The sequence below is a fragment of the Pandoraea sp. 64-18 genome, assembly GCF_001899225.1.
Lineage (GTDB): Bacteria > Pseudomonadota > Gammaproteobacteria > Burkholderiales > Burkholderiaceae > Pandoraea > Pandoraea cepalis.
Map to the genome: position 1 here is coordinate 1 of NZ_MKVU01000014.1, position 17,057 is coordinate 17,057.

The window sequence follows — 17,057 nt, forward strand, 5'->3', positions numbered from 1 at the left end:
AGTTCGGAGGTGAAGCTGCGGGATCGTCTCCCGCAGCCGATCCGCATGAGGAGGCTGGCCTGCGACGGTGCGGCGTCTTCATGCGAATCGGAAAGTCACGAAGGAATAGCGATGGATAAAGTCGATTGCGTGGTGATCGGCGCGGGCATCGTCGGGTTGGCCGTCGCGCGGGCGATGGCCATGGCCGGCCGGGAAGTGATCATCCTGGAATCCGAGCGCGCGATCGGCACCGGCACCAGCTCGCGGAATAGCGAAGTCATTCACGGCGGCATTTACTACCCACCCGGCTCGCTCAAGGCGACGTTGTGCGTCGAGGGCAAGCATCGCCTGTATGCGTTTTGCGCCTCGCACGGCGTGGCGCATCGGCGTTGCGGCAAGTTGATCGTCGCGACCAGCGATCGTCAGGTGGGCGAACTCGAGGCCATTGCCGCCAACGCGCGCGCCAGCGGTGTCGACGACCTGCAATGGCTCACTCCAGGCGAAGTCGCCCGGCGCGAGCCGGCACTCCAAACCTTTGGCGCGTTACTGTCGCCGTCAACGGGCATCGTTGACAGCCACAGTCTGATGCTCGCCTTGCAGGGTGATGCGCAGAGCGCGGGGGCCATGCTCGCGTTCGACGCGCGCGTCGTCGGTGCCCGGGTGGGCCACGCCGAGGGCATCGAGCTGGATGTCGATACGGCGGGTATGACGTCGACGCTATGCGCCAGCATCGTCATCAACAGCGCAGGTCTTCATGCCGTGGACGTCGCGCGTACGTTCGTTGGCCTTGCCCCCGAACACATTCCTCAACGCTACTACGCGAAGGGAAGTTACTTCACCTGTACGCAGCGCGCGCCGTTCTCGCACCTGATCTATCCCGTGCCGGAGCCGGGCGGGCTGGGCGTACACCTGACGCTCGATCTCGCGGGACAAGCGCGTTTCGGGCCGAATGTGGCCTGGGTCGACGAGATAGACTACACCGTCAATGCCGCCGATGGCGATGGTTTCTACGCGGCGGCCCGGCGCTATTGGCCGGCATTGGCAGACGGCGCGTTGCAGCCCGGCTATGCCGGCATTCGACCGAAGATCAGCGCACCCGGCGAGCCGGCGGCAGACTTCCGCATCGATGGGCCGGCGGTGCATGGTGTCGCGGGACTCGTCAACCTGTTCGGTATCGAGTCCCCTGGACTGACGGCGTCACTCGCGATTGCCGAAGCGGTGCGCGCGGCGCTTTGACGTGCGTTTCGATGTGAAAACGCGCGAGGTGACCGGTGGTCACCTCGCGCGCATTAGGCCGCTATCTGGCTAACCCCGTCGTGCGGTTCCAACGGTGCCGCGGGCGTTGCGCGGCATGCCTGTCGGACAAGAATCGGTGTGAAGGTGGTCGTGGTGGGTTTGCCGATCAGCGAACGGCAACCGGCGGCTTCCACGAGGCCGGGTTGGTCCAGAACACCCCGCGCAGGCGATCGGTGTCGCCGCAGGGCGTGCTGCGGGTCGGCTTGCTGATCTGACCCGCGCAGGTGCTGATGTCGCGGCCCGATTGTTGCAGGCGCTTCAGGATCGTATCGAGCATGCCTGATTCGCGCCACTCGTTGAGTTTGCGGCGGCAAGTCGGCACGGAGGGGTACTGCATGGGCAGCTTGGACCAGCTTTCGCCCGTGAACAGCACCCACAAGACAGCATTAGTCAGCGTGCGCTGTTCGACTTGAGGGCGGCCACGCCGCTCCGTACGGACCGGACGGTCACAAATCAGATCACGCAGGGCGTGCCATTCAACGTCGCTCAGTTCAGTAAACATAACACCTCGACCCAAAACAAACGGAGGCGCCGCAGGGGGCGAGTCCGAGCTTCACGATCCGGCAGGTACCGATGCAATCCGGTAAGTGCTTATTCGTGAAACCTCGGCCAAGGCGGCGTCGTTCCCCGATGCTGGAAATACAAGCAACAAGCATGCCAGATCATCGGGTTCTCTTATGAAGAACGCCGCGGGCGGGACGAACCACACTGCGAAGGGAGCGTTTGACCAGCAAAAAAACGCCCACTTGGCAGGTGGGCGCAGCTCCTGGGTGGCTATTGGGATAGGCAATCGCAAAAGCGTCAGGAGAAAAGGAATACGTGCCTTTTGGCCAGTCCGGATCCTTTATTATTCTCGGCCCCGGCCAGAGTGTCTCGCTCCACATGCGCCAGCTTGTCAAGCTTGCAACCGCCATGATGACAAAAAGCGCGCGTCGACGCGCTTCGGAATTACCCCCATTGCGGTGCATTGGCCGTGTTGCCGGCGAGTCGCCCAAGATGGGTGCTCACTTGCGCCCCGATAGGGCATGGTGACGCGAGGTAGGGCGCAACTCCGCGCGTACGCGGTGCAACCGAGTCTCGGGAGATGAGAAAGTGGCCTGGTCGCCGCGTGGCGTTTCGTCATGGCCCGACGGCGGGCCTGTGGCCTATAATGTGCGCCTTCGATGAATATCGTCTATCGGTTGCGCGGCACGCCTGCACACCGGTCGGCGCCAGCGTGCGCAAACGGCATGAGCAACGACAGCGATAACAAATACTCCGTCCCGGGCCTCGAGCGTGGACTGCGCGTTCTGATGACGTTCTCGGCGCGCGAGCCCGTGCTGGCCGGGGCCGACTTGGCGCGACGACTCGGCATCCCACGCTCGACGGTGTTCCGCCTGTTGCAGACACTCGAAGCCGAGGGGTTCATCGAGAAGGCCGGGGACGATCGTCATTACCGGTTGGGCGTGGCAGTGCTTCGCCTGGGTTTCGAGTATCTGAATTCGCTCGAACTGACCGATCTCGGCACGCCGGTCATCGAGAAGCTGCGCGATGCCACGGGTTTCTCCAGCCATATTCTGATTCTCGATCAGCGCGACGCGGTGTTTGTCGCCAAAGCGGCGAGCCGTGAACTGGTGTTCGGCACGGTTCGCGTGGGCACTCGCTTGCCCGCCCATGCGACGGTCGTCGGACACATTCTGCTCGGCGACTACTCGCTGCCGGCGCTCAAGCAGCTTTACCCGGAAGCCAAGCTCGAAGGCTATACGGCCCACACGCCAACGACCGTGGAAGCGCTGTACCGTGTGGTCCAGGACGACATCGCCCGCGGGTACAGCATGAGCCAGGCATTCTTCGAGCAGAACATCTCGACGATCGCGGCGCCCGTGCGCAATCATCTCGGAAAGATCGTCGCCGTGATCAGTGTGACGATTCCTCAGTCGCGCGTAGAAGCGGAGCTGCTCGAGAGCGGCATCGTCGAGAAGGTCGTGTCCGCCGCGGACGAACTCTCGCACAAGCTCAACTACCGCTCGGATCGCGCAGGCGCAACGTCGGCGGCGACGAAGTAAATCGCGCCAGCTCGCGCGCGTCAGCCCACGCGCCATGCCTTCGGCGTGTCGTCAGCGTGTCGTCGACGGTGCACCCCGCATCAGTGGGTCTGTATCAGCACGCCTTGATCACGCGCCTCTCCAGATTGCGCTTGTCTCGCTGAAACCACTTCGTCATAATTGTTTCGCCTAATAACCATCGTTCCATATTTGGTTAATATGAGGCGAACAAGGTGCCGCTGTCCCGCGGCTTATTACGAGACTCATCATGTCAGTTTCCCTGCGTCCGTCTGCGGCTCAGCGCCCGTCGCGCGTGCGTTTCTGGATGCTCTTCCTGGTCTTCGTCGGCACGGTCATCAACTATGTCGATCGCGCCAATCTCTCCGTGGCCGCCCCGATGCTCAAGCAGGAGTTCGGCCTGGACCCTGTCGCGCTGGGCTTTATCTTCTCGGCGTACGCGTGGACCTACGTCATCGCGAACATTCCGGGCGGCTGGGTCATCGACCGGTTCGGTACGCGTGCGATTTACGGCGTCGCCATTCTCGGTTGGTCGATGCTGACATTCATGCAAGGCTTCGCCTCGCGATTTGCTGCGTTGTTTGCCATGCGTCTGGGCGTGGGTATCGCCGAAGCGCCGACGTTCCCGGTCAACAACCGCGTGGTCTCGATCTGGTTTGCGCAACGTGAGCGTGGGGTGGCCACCAGTGTCTATCTGGTGGGCCAGTACATCGGCATGGCGGCCCTCACGCCCGTGCTGTTCTGGATCGCCCACACGTGGGGCTGGCGAGAGATCTTCTACGCGACCGGTCTCCTGGGCATTGTGTGGGCGGGCGTGTGGTTCGTCGGCTATCGCGACCCGGATCAATGCGCCTGGGTGAACGCCGCCGAGCTGGCGCACATTCGTCGCGGTGGGGCGCTTGTCGAGGCGGCGTCAACCGATCGGTCCGCCGTGAACGCTTTCCCATGGCGCAAGTTGCTCGCGCTGTTCCGGAATCGTCAGATCATCGCGATCTGCGTGGGCAAGTTCGCGTCGCTCTCGTCGCTGTACTTCTTCCTGACGTGGTTCCCGACGTACCTGATCACCGAGCGCCACATGACGGTGCTCAAGGCGGGCGGCATGGCGTCCGTGCCTTTCGTCGCGGCGTCCATCGGCGTGGTTTGCGGCGGTCTGCTCTCGGACTGGCTACTGCGTCGCGGCGTGGCCGTGGGGACGGCGCGCAAGACGCCCATCGTGACCGGCTTGTTGCTGGTGCCGACCATGTCGCTTAGCGTGCTGACCGACGCCAACGGCCTCGTGATCGCCATCATGTCGTTCGCGTTCTTCGCGCAAGGTGTGGCCTCGGCCTCGTGGTCGCTGGTGGCCGACATCGCGCCGAAGGGCATGGTGGGCATCACGGGCGGGGCGGTGAACTTCGCCGGTAACCTGTCGGGCATCGTCACGCCGATTGCGATCGGGTTCATCGTCAAGGCGACCGGCTCGTTCGGCTGGGCGCTCGGGCTTATCAGTCTCTTCGCGATCGCCGGCGTGTTGTGCTACCTGTTGCTGCTGGGCGAGGTCAAGCGCATCGAGCTCGATGACGACGCGCCCGGTGAGCGGGGTGAGCGGGGCGAGGGCGATGGCGTCAACGCGGATGCGCGCGCGGTTTGAACGGCCAGATCGGCGTCACGCGGCCACGGCTTGGCGGCGATAGTCGCCGGGACGCGCCCCGGTCCATTTTCGGAACGCACGAAAGAACGCGCTCGGATCGGCAAAGCCCAGCGACAGGGCAATCTCCAGCATCGGCTTGGACGTGTGGCACAGCGCATGAATCGCGAAATCGCGCCGCAGTTGGTCTTTGATCGACTGATACGACTGCCCCTCGTCCTCCAGTCGCCGACGCAACGTCGACGGTGTGGTGTGGAACTCGCCCGCCAGCGCTTCGAAGGCCGGCCAGCGATCGGTCGGCATCGTCTTCAAACGCCGCCGCACGCGCGCGACCATGCCCTTCGTATTCTTGTATTTGAGGATGATGTTGCCCGGCGCCGCGCGCAGGAATTCCTTCACGGACTCGTCGTTCTGCACCACCGGCAAGTCGAGGCAGGCCGCATCGAACTCGATGGCCGTATGTGTCGCGTGGAACACCAGACGCGGCGAGTACATCGTCCGATACTCGTCGCTGTATGCCGGCTCGGAAAATGAAAAATAGGCTGTGCTCAACGGCACTCGACGTGCGATCAGCCAGCACGTCAGCGCATAGAAGAGAATCAGCAGTGTTTCGTGCCCGAAGATGCGTGGCGACCGTTCGTCTGCGCGCTCACGGACTTCGAGTCGGGCCAGCGCGCCGTCCCGCACCAGATGCATCTGCAGGTCGTCGAGCAAGAGCCCCATGAAACGCGTTGCGCGTTGCAGCGCCTGCTCGAGGGTGCGGCACGCGACGACGGTGTGACACAGCATCGCAAAGCTGCCGACTTTCATGCGGCGCGAATCCTGCCCGAAGAATTCGTCGTCGAGCGCGACACTGATCAGCCGCCACAACTGCGCATAGCGATCCGCGGAAACGCGGGCTTGCGGGTGCGCGAGCAGCGATGGCGCGATATCCGCGGCATGCAGCAATGCCGCTGGATCGCCGCCGAGCCGCTCGACATGCGCCAACGCGTTAATCACGAAATGAATCGAAATGCTGCCTTTTTCCATGCGTCGCGAAACGGAACATCGTAGCAAGGGGACGCAACGATTCTAGCAGTGCGGCCCCTGATGACGCCTCCGATGCCGTCTGAAAACAGGATCGGCGCTTTCCGAATTCGCGTGCAGCGTATGACAGCGATACTGGCGACGACTTATTTCGGTGCCATGCGCAGCGCGCCATCGAGACGAATCACCTCGCCGTTGAGCATGACGTTCTCGACGATGTGGCGCACTAGCGCGGCATATTCCGACGGACGGCCGAGGCGAGGTGGAAACGGCACCGAAGCGCCCAGTGCGGCCTGCACCTCCGGTGTCATGCCGGCCATCATCGGCGTTTCGAAGATGCCCGGCGCAATCGTCACCACGCGCACACCAACGCGCGCCAGCTCGCGCGCGGCCGGCAGCGTCAGGGCGGCAACGCCGCCCTTCGAGGCCGCATACGCGGCTTGCCCGATCTGTCCGTCGAACGCGGCGACCGACGCCGTGTTGACGACCACGCCACGTTCTCCCTCGGCGTCGGCATCGCCCGCGGCCATGGCCGTTGCCGCGATGCGCAGCACGTTGAACGTGCCGATCAAATTCACGTTGACGATGCGGGCAAAGCTGTCGAGTCGGTGCGGACCTTGCTTGCCCAGAATGCGTTCGCCCATGACGAGCCCAGCGCAGTTGACCACGCCGTTCAGACGGCCGAACGCGCTTTGGGCCGTGTCGACCAGGCGCTGAACGTCGTCTTCGCGGGTAATGTCGGTCGCGACGAAACGCGCGGCGTCGCCCAATGCCTCGGCCTGTCGGGCGCCGGCATCGGCATTGATGTCACCGAGCACGACCTTGGCGCCCGCGTCGACGAACATGCGGGCGGTGGCTGCACCGAGACCCGACGATGCGCCGGTGACGAGAAAGACACGATCCTTGATTTGCATGGGCTGCGATTCCTGAAAGAAAAGCGCGTTGAGGTTCAGACCGCGCCGGCAGAAGTCTGCGCGGCCTTGGCGATTTCCTGGTTGCGCAAGATGAAGCGCTGAAGCTTGCCGCTCGGTGTTTTGGGCAGTTCGGCGACGAATTCGATTTCACGCGGATAGGCGTGCGTGGACAGCCGGTGGCGGACATGCGCTTGCAATTCCTGCGCAAGCGCGTCCGTCGGCGCGAACTGCGGATGCAGCACGACGAACGCCTTGACCACTTCGGTGCGCTCCGGATCCGGCTTGCCGACCACAGCCGTTTCAACCACCGCGGGATGCTCGATCAGCGCACTCTCGACATCGAACGGCCCGATGCGATACCCGGCCGACGTGATGACGTCGTCGTTGCGTCCGACGAAGCTGATGCTGCCGTCCTCGTTGCGCTCGACAGTGTCACCGGAGAGATAGTACTCGCCCACGAACGCAGGCGTGTCCCGCTCCCAGTAACCGTTGAACCACATCAGCGGCGATTGCCGTCGATCGAGGGCGAGCACGCCCGGCTGCCCGACCGCGCACTCGTGTCCGTCGTCACCCAGCACGACCACACGATGTCCCGGCGACGCGAAGCCGGTAGTCCCGGCTCGCACGGGATGGGCCAGCGCATGGTGATTACAGACGACCATGCCGAGTTCAGTCTGCCCATAGTGGTCATGAATGGTTACGCCGAGGTGCTCGGCAAACCAGCGGATGACTTCGGGGTTGAGTGGCTCGCCCGCACTGGACACGGCGCGCAGCTGTCCTTTCACGGGCGCGGCCGCCTTGTCGCCGCCCGCGATCAGCAGGCGAAAGGCGGTCGGTGAGCCGGCCAGATTCGTGATACCCAGTTTCTGGATGATTCGGTACGTACTTTCGACGTTGAAGGGGCCGTCGTAGAAGGTGGTGGGAATGCCCATCGCGAGCGGGCCTGTCACGGCGTAGTACAGGCCATAGGCCCAACCCGGATCGGCAATGTTCCAGAACGTATCGGTCGGTCGCAGATCGACGGCGTCGCGCATGTAGCCGACGAACGCCAGGATCGCGCGCAATGGCACCATGACCGGCTTTGCGGTGCCGGTCGTGCCCGAGGTGAACATCATCAGAAACGGATCGTCGCCGCTGCGCGGCACCGGCGCGAAGTCGGGGGCGTGTTGCTCGACTTCATGCCAGAAGCTGAAGTCGCCCCGGCGCACCCCTTGCCCGCGCGGCCCGCTGACCGTGGCGACGGGCGGGCAGTGGGCTACTTCATCGAGCTTGGCCCGATTGGCACCGTCGGTCACCACGAGCTTGCTCTGGGCGCTGTGCAACCGGTGTTCGATGGCCTTCGGGCCGAACGCCGTGAAGAGCGGTTGATACACCGCGCCCGCGCGCCAGGTGCCAAGAATCGTCACGAGCAGTTCGGGTGTGCGCGGCAACAGCCCGCTCACGCGGTCGCCGGGCTGCACGCCCTGTTCGCGAAGGAAATTGGCAAAGCGCGCGGCGAGCGTTTGCAATTGGCGAAACGTCCACGTCTGGCTCGTGCCGTCTTTCCCTTCCCAGAACAGGGCGATGCGCCCGGGAAGCGCATGGCGGTCGCAGCACTCGACGCACGCGTTCATCGCGTCGAGTTGGCCGGCAAGCGTGGCGCGCACGGTCGCGTCGAGGTCGAACGCGCGGTAGGTGTCGGCGTAGTCGGCAGTCATGGGTCGTCTCCTGTAGTCGGATACCGGTCCGCAACCGCGCGCCTATGATGGAAAGGCTCGGGCACGCATCGCGGACCGCCGTGGCGCCGTCTTGATCTGGGACGCGGCGCTCACTCGGCATTGGCAAAATTCATCCTAATGCGTGGCGTCGGCGAGAGGCAATGCCCAAACGGGTCAGAGTATGTGAGGGATTTATCCACTCCGTCAGTGGGGACTTGAATGATGGCGGGGCTCCCCGCTGGGCAAGGCGCTTCGGTGACGCAGACCGAACCGAGGGTTTTACCGAGGGTGGCTTCGTCCGTTTCCGATGGCAATTCCGCTCATGCAATTTGCTGCTTTTGGCTATGGTGCCGATGCGGCGCGATCCCTACACTGATCCCATCGATAGGGCACTGGTGCTGGCGATCCCTTCGGATAACGGCAGGGTGCAGGAGACAGAACATGGATTTCTATACCGAAGACCAACGCATGATTCGCGACATGGCGCGCACGTTTGCCAGCGAGCAGCTTGCGCCGAATGCGGCACAATGGGACCGCGACTGCGCGTTGCCCAACGCCATGGTTGCGCAAATGGGCGACCTGGGTTTGCTGGGGATGATGGTGCCCGAAACGTACGGCGGCTCGTACACGGATTACACGGCGTATGCCCTGGCGATGGAGGAGATTGCCGTCGGTTGTGCGTCGACCGCCACGATGATGTCCGTTCACAACTCGGTGGGTTGCGGGCCGATTTTGAAATTCGGCACCGACGCGCAGCGTGAGCGCTGGTTGCCGGATCTGGCTGCCGGTCGGAAAATCGGGGCGTTCTGCCTGACTGAACCGCAGGCCGGGTCGGAGGCCAATAATCTGCGAACGCGTGCCGAGCGCCGCGGCGACAAGTGGGTGCTCAACGGCAGCAAGCAGTTCGTGACGAACGGCAAGCGCGCGGCGATCGCTATCGTGTTCGCCGTGACGGACCCCGCAGCCGGCAAGCGTGGCATCTCGGCGTTCATCGTGCCGACGCAGACCCCGGGGTTCGAAGTGGGGCATCCCGAGCACAAGCTGGGTATCCGGGCGTCGGATACGTGCCCGATCACGCTCGTCGACTGTGAGGTGGGCGATGATGCACTCCTTGGCGAACCGGGGCAGGGACTGAAGATTGCGTTGTCCAATCTCGAAGGCGGGCGGATTGGTATTGCCGCGCTCGCGCTCGGCGTGGCGCGGGCGGCGTTCGAAGCGGCGCTGCGGTATTCCGGCGAGCGCCAGCAGTTTGGCAAGCCGATCCGTGAGCATCAGAGTATCGCGAACATGCTGGCGGACATGACGACGCGTATCAACGCGGCAAGATTCCTGATCCTGCACGCGGCGGCGTTGCGCACCCAGGGATTGCCGTGCCTGTCCGAGGCGTCGCAGGCCAAGCTGTTCGCGTCGGAGCTGGCGGAGTCGGTGTGCTCCGACGCCATCCAGATTCACGGCGGCTACGGCTATCTCGAGGATTATCCGGTGGAGCGTCACTACCGCGATGCCCGCATCACGCAGATCTACGAAGGCACCAGCGAGATTCAGCGTCAGGTCATCGCCCGCGCGCTGGACTGATCGCGAAACGGCAAAGGTGGCAAGCGATACGGCGACGGGATCATGGGCCTGGCGGCGACGATCGGCGCAGCATGGCTAAGGGGGAGGGGGAGTGATTCAGCATGAGCGCGCCGTCGAGGCGCAAGACGAAGTGTTGTTTGACGTGGTCAATGGGTTCGGCGTTATCACCCTGAACCGGCCGAAAGCGTTGAACGCGATCACGCACGGCATGGTGCGATCGATGTGGCGCCAGCTCAATGCGTGGGCCGACGACCCCGCGGTGCGGGCCGTGCTGATCGAAGGCGCGGGCGAAAAGGCGTTCTGCGCGGGCGGCGACGTGCGAGCGCTTTATGAAAGCCGCGTGAACGACGCGAGCGATCACCAGGCGTTCTTCATCGACGAATACCGTCTCGACTATCTGATACACCGGTATCCGAAGCCATATATCGCGCTGCTCGACGGGATTGTGATGGGCGGCGGGATGGGCGTCGCGCAAGGGGCGGCGCTGCGTATCGTGACGGATCGCACTCGACTGGCGATGCCGGAGACGGGCATCGGCCTGTTTCCGGACGTGGGCGCCAGCTGGTTCCTCGGGCATCTGGCACCGACGCTGGCGCGCTATCTCGGTCTGACCGGCGCAACCATTACTGCGGCCGACGCTCTGTATTGCGGGCTCGCCGACGTCTGGCTCGAAGGAGACGCGCCGCAGCAATTACGTGCGGCACTCTTGCATTTCGATTGGCCGGAGGGCGCTCCGGCAAGTGACGCGAAGCTCGGCGCGGACGGGATGGGTGGCGCAGGACGGGCAGGACCGGCGTGCGACGCGAGCGAGGCCCACGGTGCAGGCGACGCAAGTCGGGCAGACCGCCATGCGTCGGTATCTGCGTCCGCCGATCTGCTGGAACGGCTTCGATCCATCATCCTCCCGCTGGGGCGCACGTGGACCGACGCCGCGCCGTTGGCGCACGTGCGCGCCACCCTCGACCGGCATTTCAGTGCGATCGACGTGCCGGGGATTGTGGAGTCGCTCGCCAGCGACGCGCAGACCCCCTGGGCCGTCGACACGCTCGCGTTGTTGCAGCAGCGCTCGCCGCTGAGCCTGTGCGTGACCGACCGACAATTGGCGAAGGGACGTCGGCTCGATCTGGCCGACGCGTTTCGCATGGAGCTGGTCCTGGGATATCACGCGTTCGCGTCCGGTGATTTCGTCGAGGGCGTGCGCGCCCTGCTGATCGACAAGGACAAACAGCCGCGATGGCGCTACGCCACCCTGGATGAAGTCCCGCAGGCACAGGTCGAGGCCTTCTTCGTCTCGCCGTGGCCGCAAGGCGAGCATCCCCTGAAAGCGTTGGGAGATCATTGAACTTCGGCGAACGCATGCGACAATGCCCGCTTTGCGGGGGACCGCACCATCCGTTGGAGTCCAGATGCTTGTCGAAATCGCCCGTCTACTCTTAGACCTCGTCTTCTCGCTATTCGGCGCGTTGTTGCTGTTGCGCGTGTGGATGCAAGCGACGCAATTGCCTCCGCGCAATCCGCTCTCACAAGGGGTGTTCCAGTTCACCAACTGGATGGTGTTGCCGTTGCGGCGTATCGTGCCGGGCGTGGGCGGCATCGACTGGGCGAGCTTGATCGCCGCGTGGCTGTGCGGCATCGTCTATCTGGTGCTGATCACCGCCGTCGTGGGTGTCTCGCCGGTTGCGGTGTTTCCGCGCGGCTTGCTGGTGGCGTTGGTGCTGGTGGCCAAGTGGGGCGCCAACCTCGTGATGTGGATGACGCTGCTGATGGCCGTGCTGTCCTGGGTCAATCCGCGTGCCGCCGCCATGCCGATTCTCCAGCACTTGCTCGACCCGCTGCTGCGCCCGATCCGTCGCGTCATTCCGATGGTCGGCGGCTTCGATCTGTCGCCGCTGGGACTGTTCCTGCTGATGCAGATCCTGCTGATCGTGCTCGCGCGCTTAAGCCTTTTCTTCGCGACGCTCTGATGCATTGGCGGGCAGCGTCGCTGCCTGCCGACACTCACGGGCGGTTGAGCCGACGGGCCATCCCGTTGACTCCATCGACCCCGCTGCCGCTGCCGTCCTCGCTGATGCGGTCGGTGCGGACCGCCCGCTGACGACACGCCCTCCCGCTTGCCCTGCGTGATGCGCGTGCGCCATCGTTGGCCGCGCCGCTTACACGCGCTCTCCGCCCGCTCGCGCCAGCCCCAGCCGATGCAGGACGCGGCGACCATCCTCGGTCACGATCACTTTGGCTTGTCCCTCGTCGACATTGACATGCACCAGGTGCGCTTGCTCGAGCGCCGCGAGGTCCGGCGGCTCGAGCGCATCGGCATCGATCGGGCCAAGGGATGCGGCCGCCAGCAACAGCGTGGCGATTTCATGCGGGCTCAGCATGGTCATGCTCCTTGAGGCAAAGGCTTCTCGTCAGCGTACCGGGCAAATGTAAGCCCTCGGCTACGCCATGTTTACCGCACGTTACGACTCGCCTCCGGCCCCGCCTCCCCAGAAGATCCTTCGACAGTGCTGTGGTGCGGCGGCCTGACGGTTCACGTCGGTCGCAAATCGCCGCGCGGTGACGCCGTACGCCTAACGTCGGATCGCAAAGCGTCCGGCAAGTTCGTGCATTCGGGTTTCCCCTAGTATGACCGCTTTTTGCGTCTCGATGGCGGGCTTCCCCCTTGTTTTGACAGGGGTTGCCGCGAAACTCGAGGGGACGCGCGCTCGCCTCGCCCTCATTTGAACTATTTTTTTTCTTTTGACGGGGGGTCAATGAAAATATACTTTCTTCGTCACCCATAGAACGCCTTGGTCCATGATTAACGCCGATTCGTTGCCCGCCGATTTGCCGCTCACCGAGCGCATCGTGCGCGCCATGCCCGATCTGACGCCCGCGCAGCAGCGCATGGCGGCGTTCGTGCTCGACAACACGTTTCGTGCGGCGACCATGCGTATCGACGAATTTGCCGGCGCCGTCGGCGTGTCGCTCGCCACTGTCAATCGCTTCGCCCGCGCGCTCGGCTTCGACGGCTATCCGCAGTGCCGGGCCGCGATGGTGCGGGGGTTCGAGGCGACACTGGCCCCCATCGAAAGCCTGCGCACGAGCAAAGCGCAGGCGAGCGCCAGTGCCGATGTGATGGCGGCGTCATTGGCGCAAGCCGCCGAGAACCTCGAATGGACGCGTCGCACGCTCGACGCAGCCACTTGCGAGCGTGCCGTGGACGCGATTCTGCAGGCGCGGCGCATCTACGTGCTGGGGCTGGGCGCGAGCGGTTATCTCGCCGGCCTGCTGCATCACGGTCTCGATCCATATTGTGAGAATGTGCAAGCGGTGGTCGGCGCCGGGGGATCGACGCATGCTGCGCGCCAGCTCTTCAAACTGCGCGAGGGCGATCTGGTGATCGCGCTCGCCTTCCCGCGGTATGTGACGGACACCATCACGCTTTGCCGACGCCTGCGCGGGCGCGGCGTGCCCTTGTTGGCGCTCACTGACAGTCCGACGTCGCCGTTGGCTCCGCTTGGCGACATCGTGATTTTCGTGCGCAGCAAGCCGCGGCTGTCCAGCAACTCTGAAGCGAGCGTGCTGGCGATGATCGACGCCCTGTGCGACGCCGTTGCCCAACGCGCCAAACACGCCGTCGATCGCGCGACGGAACTCACCGATTTCCTGCTGCCGTGGCTCGATTCCGCCTCGCTGGCCCCGGCGGCCACGGCAGGCCGTCCGGCTAACGTGCCGGCAGGATCGGCCGTGGGTCAAATCGTTACGCCGCAACGCACGGTGGCCACCACGGCCACGGCGAAGGCGTTGACAAGCGCGACCACGGCGGCAGGCGTCACGATGCAAAGCCAACCGAACCCAGCCCCACCGGCCATGCCCCGCCTTGCGCCGGGCCGTCAGGACAGAAAGGACAAAGCCTCATGAGTCACGCCCAACGCGCGGTCATCGCCATTCATGGCGGTGCTGGAACCATCAGTCGCGACACCTCGCCGGCGGAAATCGCGGCCTATCACGAGGCATTGGCCGACGCCTTGCGCGCGGGCCAAACCGTGCTCGCCGCGGGCGGATCGGCGCTGGAGGCCGTCACCGAAGCCGTGCGTCACCTCGAAGATTGTCCCCGCTTCAACGCGGGACGCGGCGCCGTGTTTACCCACGAGGGGACACACGAACTCGACGCGGCCATCATGGACGGTGCCACGCTCGACGCGGGCGCCATTGCCTGCGTGCATCGCGTGCGCAACCCGATTCTCGCCGCCCGCTCGGTGCTCGAACATAGCCCGCATGTGTTGCTCATGGGCGAGGGCGCGGAAGCCTTCGCGGCGGCCAACGGCGCCGAACTGGTCGAGTCGGGGTACTTTTTCACCGAAGGTCGCTACGCCCAATGGCAACGTGCGCTGGCCGATGCGGCGGTTGCGCTCGACCACGACATGCCGCTCAAGAAAGAGCCGATCGATCCCGACACCAAGTTCGGCACGGTCGGGGCCGTGGCATGCGACATGCAGGGACACGTGGCGGCCGCGACGTCCACCGGGGGCATGACGAACAAGGCAGTCGGCCGCGTGGGCGACACGCCGCTCATCGGCGCCGGGTGCTATGCGAACGATGCGACAGCGGCCGTTTCGGCGACGGGGACCGGCGAGGCGTTCATCCGTACGGTGGCGTGTTACGAAGTGGGCGCGCTGATGGCCTACGCGGGCCTGTCGCTCGCCGATGCCGCCGAGCGCGTGATTCATGAGCGGCTGCCGCGCGTGCAGGGTCGTGGCGGCCTGATCGCCGTCGACGCGCAAGGCAACGTCGCACTGCCCTTCAATACCGAAGGGATGTATCGAGGCGTGGCCCGCGTGGGCGAGACGCCCGTGACGTCCATTCACGAGTAACGCTCCAAGGCGAGGGGCCTGGCCGTCATCGGTCTGGCCATCGGTATCGCCGGCATCACTGGGTATCACTCGGCATCACGCCGAATCAAGATTCAGACCAGCAAGCGAAGATAAGCGAGGACAGGCGTGGCAGAGCGCAAGACAACCCCTACGATTTCGTTGCCCGACGAGCGCGTGCTCGACGTGCGCGGCCTTACCGTGCAGTTCGCGACGTCCGAGCGCATGGTCACGGCCGTGCGCGACCTGTCTTTCCATGTCGACCGTGGCGAGACGCTCGCCATCGTGGGCGAGTCGGGCTCCGGCAAGTCGGTGACGTCGCTGGCCGCGATGCGCCTCGTCGAGACCGGGGGGGGACGCATCGCCCAAGGCTCGATGGTCATGCGCCGCCGCAACGGCTCGCTCGTCGACCTCACGCGCGCGAGCGGCAGCACCATGCGCAGCATTCGCGGCGCGGACATGGCGATGATCTTCCAGGAGCCGATGACCTCGCTCAACCCGGTGTTCCCGGTGGGTGAACAGATTGCCGAATCGATTCGCCTGCACCAGGGCAAGGACACCGCCGCCGCGCGTGCCGAAGCCCTGCGCATGCTCGAACTCGTGCGCATTCCCGAAGCACGCCGCGTGCTCGACCGCTTCCCGCATCAACTCTCGGGCGGAATGCGTCAGCGCGTCATGATCGCGATGGCGTTGTCGTGCAAGCCGGGCCTGCTGATTGCCGACGAACCCACGACCGCCCTGGACGTGACGATTCAGGCGCAGATCCTGCAGTTGATTCGTGCGCTGCAAGAGGAGATGCACATGGGGGTCGTATTCATCACGCACGACATGGGCGTGGTGGCGGAAGTGGCCGACCGCGTGCTCGTCATGCATCGCGGCGACGCGGTGGAAGAGGGGCCGTCGCGCGAGATTTTCGCGGCGCCGCGCGAGCGCTACACACAGGCACTGCTCTCGGCCGTGCCGCGTCTGGGCTCGATGCAGGGGACCGACCTGCCGGCGCGTTTTCCACTGCTGCGCTACGACGCGCCGGCCGACGCCAAGCCCGTGGCGGAAACGCCGCAACCGCCGGTCCAGACCGACGCCGGCCCGATCCTGCGCGTGAAGGATCTGGTCGCCCGCTTCGATGTGCCGTCGGGGTTGTTCGGCGGCGTGAAGCGGCGCGTGCACGCCGTCGAGCGCGTGAGTTTCGATCTGTATCCCGGCGAGACGCTGGGTCTCGTGGGCGAGTCCGGATGCGGCAAGTCGACCACTGGCCGCGCGTTGTTGCGTCTGGTCGCCAGCCAGGGCGGTTCCATCGAATTCGGCGGCAAGCCGATTCAGGATCTCGCAGGGCGCGCGCTGCAGCGGTTGCGCCGCGACATCCAGTTCATTTTCCAGGATCCGTTCGCGTCGCTCGATCCGCGCCTCACCGTGGGCTTCTCGATCATGGAGCCGCTGCTTGTGCACGGCGTGGCCAGCGGTGCCGAGGCCGAGCGGCGCGTGGCCGAATTGCTCGAGCGGGTTGGACTGCCGGCCGATTACGCCCAGCGCTATCCGCACGAGTTCTCGGGCGGGCAGCGTCAACGCATTGCGATTGCACGGGCGCTGGCCCTCAAGCCGAAGGTCGTGATCGCCGACGAATCCGTCTCGGCGCTCGACGTGTCCGTGCAGGCGCAGATCATCAACCTGATGCTCGATCTGCAGAAGGAGTTCGGCATCGCGTTCCTGTTCATCTCGCATGACATGGCGGTCGTCGAGCGCATCAGCCATCGCGTGGCGGTGATGTTCCTCGGCCAGATCGTGGAGATCGGGCCGCGTCGGGCCATCTTCGAAAACCCGCAGCATCCGTACACAAAGAAGCTGATGTCGGCGGTGCCGATTGCCGATCCGTCGCGTCGTCACGCCAAGCGCGAGTTGTTGACGGAAGAAATTCCCAGCCCGATCCGCGCGGTCGGTGATGAACCGCAGGTGCAGCCGCTGGTGGAAGTCGGCGCGGGGCACTTCGTGGCGCGTCACCGCGTGGCCGGCGCTTATTGATGGTGATTCAGTAGTTCAGGCAGTCCCCAGTTGCA

14 protein-coding genes are annotated in these 17,057 nt (G+C 64.8%); 9 read left to right on the forward strand and 5 right to left on the reverse strand.

Going from position 1 to position 17,057, the window contains the following annotated elements; translation table 11 throughout:
• Positions 1-111 precede the first annotated feature (111 nt).
• On the forward strand, positions 112-1,215 hold the full coding sequence (locus tag BGP02_RS13040) for an NAD(P)/FAD-dependent oxidoreductase (protein ID WP_286798677.1): 1,104 nt from the start codon (positions 112-114) through the stop codon (positions 1,213-1,215).
• 166 nt (positions 1,216-1,381) lie between these two features.
• Here BGP02_RS13040 and BGP02_RS13045 read toward each other — a convergent pair whose 3' ends face one another.
• Complete coding sequence (locus BGP02_RS13045) at positions 1,382-1,777, reverse strand: transposase (protein WP_017233651.1); 396 nt, start codon at positions 1,775-1,777, stop codon at positions 1,382-1,384.
• Between the two features lie 727 nt (positions 1,778-2,504).
• Here BGP02_RS13045 and BGP02_RS13050 point away from each other — a divergent pair.
• Together BGP02_RS13050 and BGP02_RS13055 are read left to right on the forward strand one after the other, a co-directional pair.
• Positions 2,505-3,320, forward strand: a complete 816-nt coding sequence (locus tag BGP02_RS13050; protein ID WP_286798678.1) for an IclR family transcriptional regulator — start codon at positions 2,505-2,507, stop codon at positions 3,318-3,320.
• Between the two features lie 247 nt (positions 3,321-3,567).
• On the forward strand, positions 3,568-4,947 hold the full coding sequence (locus tag BGP02_RS13055) for an MFS transporter (protein WP_268567513.1): 1,380 nt from the start codon (positions 3,568-3,570) through the stop codon (positions 4,945-4,947).
• Between the two features lie 15 nt (positions 4,948-4,962).
• Here BGP02_RS13055 and BGP02_RS13060 read toward each other — a convergent pair whose 3' ends face one another.
• The 3 genes from BGP02_RS13060 to BGP02_RS13070 all read right to left on the reverse strand — a co-directional run bounded on the left by BGP02_RS13060 (position 4,963) and on the right by BGP02_RS13070 (position 8,581).
• Entirely contained in the window at positions 4,963-5,973 is a 1,011-nt protein-coding gene (locus BGP02_RS13060) for an AraC family transcriptional regulator (RefSeq protein WP_017233654.1), read from the reverse strand.
• Positions 5,974-6,116: 143 nt separating this feature from the next.
• On the reverse strand, positions 6,117-6,884 hold the full coding sequence (locus tag BGP02_RS13065) for an SDR family NAD(P)-dependent oxidoreductase (RefSeq protein WP_017233655.1): 768 nt from the start codon (positions 6,882-6,884) through the stop codon (positions 6,117-6,119).
• A gap of 35 nt (positions 6,885-6,919) precedes the next feature.
• Positions 6,920-8,581, reverse strand: a complete 1,662-nt coding sequence (locus BGP02_RS13070; protein ID WP_286798681.1) for an AMP-binding protein — start codon at positions 8,579-8,581, stop codon at positions 6,920-6,922.
• Between the two features lie 441 nt (positions 8,582-9,022).
• Between BGP02_RS13070 and BGP02_RS13075 the strand changes: the two genes are divergently transcribed.
• From BGP02_RS13075 to BGP02_RS13085, 3 genes are all read left to right on the forward strand, one after another.
• Entirely contained in the window at positions 9,023-10,156 is a 1,134-nt protein-coding gene (locus BGP02_RS13075) for an acyl-CoA dehydrogenase family protein (RefSeq protein WP_017233657.1), read from the forward strand.
• A 91-nt stretch (positions 10,157-10,247) separates the two neighbouring features.
• Positions 10,248-11,498, forward strand: a complete 1,251-nt coding sequence (locus BGP02_RS13080; protein WP_286798682.1) for an enoyl-CoA hydratase/isomerase family protein — start codon at positions 10,248-10,250, stop codon at positions 11,496-11,498.
• 64 nt (positions 11,499-11,562) lie between these two features.
• Positions 11,563-12,120 carry a YggT family protein gene (locus BGP02_RS13085; protein WP_017233659.1) on the forward strand — a complete coding sequence of 186 codons (558 nt, stop codon included), beginning with the start codon at positions 11,563-11,565 and terminating at the stop codon, positions 12,118-12,120.
• Positions 12,121-12,309: 189 nt separating this feature from the next.
• On the opposite strand, the gene BGP02_RS13090 is transcribed toward BGP02_RS13085, so the two are convergent.
• Positions 12,310-12,531 carry a hypothetical protein gene (locus tag BGP02_RS13090; protein WP_150564123.1) on the reverse strand — a complete coding sequence of 74 codons (222 nt, stop codon included), beginning with the start codon at positions 12,529-12,531 and terminating at the stop codon, positions 12,310-12,312.
• A 418-nt stretch (positions 12,532-12,949) separates the two neighbouring features.
• Here BGP02_RS13090 and BGP02_RS13095 point away from each other — a divergent pair, with 418 nt between their 5' ends.
• The 3 genes from BGP02_RS13095 (at position 12,950) to BGP02_RS13105 (ending at position 17,022) form a co-directional block, all read left to right on the forward strand.
• On the forward strand, positions 12,950-14,056 hold the full coding sequence (locus BGP02_RS13095; RefSeq protein WP_286798683.1) for a MurR/RpiR family transcriptional regulator: 1,107 nt from the start codon (positions 12,950-12,952) through the stop codon (positions 14,054-14,056).
• Positions 14,053-15,009, forward strand: a complete 957-nt coding sequence (locus BGP02_RS13100; protein ID WP_150564125.1) for an isoaspartyl peptidase/L-asparaginase family protein — start codon at positions 14,053-14,055, stop codon at positions 15,007-15,009. The genes BGP02_RS13095 and BGP02_RS13100 overlap by 4 nt, the downstream gene beginning before the upstream one ends.
• A gap of 126 nt (positions 15,010-15,135) precedes the next feature.
• Positions 15,136-17,022 carry a dipeptide ABC transporter ATP-binding protein gene (locus BGP02_RS13105; protein ID WP_261938875.1) on the forward strand — a complete coding sequence of 629 codons (1,887 nt, stop codon included), beginning with the start codon at positions 15,136-15,138 and terminating at the stop codon, positions 17,020-17,022.
• Positions 17,023-17,057 lie beyond the last annotated feature (35 nt).

Coding starts and splice junctions, on each gene's coding strand:
- BGP02_RS13040 (WP_286798677.1), top strand. CDS start 112: ATGGATAAAGTCGATTGCGTGGTGATCGGCGCGGGCATCGTCGGGTTG.
- BGP02_RS13045 (WP_017233651.1), bottom strand. CDS start 1,777: ATGTTTACTGAACTGAGCGACGTTGAATGGCACGCCCTGCGTGATCTG.
- BGP02_RS13050 (WP_286798678.1), top strand. CDS start 2,505: ATGAGCAACGACAGCGATAACAAATACTCCGTCCCGGGCCTCGAGCGT.
- BGP02_RS13055 (WP_268567513.1), top strand. CDS start 3,568: ATGTCAGTTTCCCTGCGTCCGTCTGCGGCTCAGCGCCCGTCGCGCGTG.
- BGP02_RS13060 (WP_017233654.1), bottom strand. CDS start 5,973: ATGGAAAAAGGCAGCATTTCGATTCATTTCGTGATTAACGCGTTGGCG.
- BGP02_RS13065 (WP_017233655.1), bottom strand. CDS start 6,884: ATGCAAATCAAGGATCGTGTCTTTCTCGTCACCGGCGCATCGTCGGGT.
- BGP02_RS13070 (WP_286798681.1), bottom strand. CDS start 8,581: ATGACTGCCGACTACGCCGACACCTACCGCGCGTTCGACCTCGACGCG.
- BGP02_RS13075 (WP_017233657.1), top strand. CDS start 9,023: ATGGATTTCTATACCGAAGACCAACGCATGATTCGCGACATGGCGCGC.
- BGP02_RS13085 (WP_017233659.1), top strand. CDS start 11,563: ATGCTTGTCGAAATCGCCCGTCTACTCTTAGACCTCGTCTTCTCGCTA.
- BGP02_RS13090 (WP_150564123.1), bottom strand. CDS start 12,531: ATGCTGAGCCCGCATGAAATCGCCACGCTGTTGCTGGCGGCCGCATCC.
- BGP02_RS13095 (WP_286798683.1), top strand. CDS start 12,950: ATGATTAACGCCGATTCGTTGCCCGCCGATTTGCCGCTCACCGAGCGC.
- BGP02_RS13100 (WP_150564125.1), top strand. CDS start 14,053: ATGAGTCACGCCCAACGCGCGGTCATCGCCATTCATGGCGGTGCTGGA.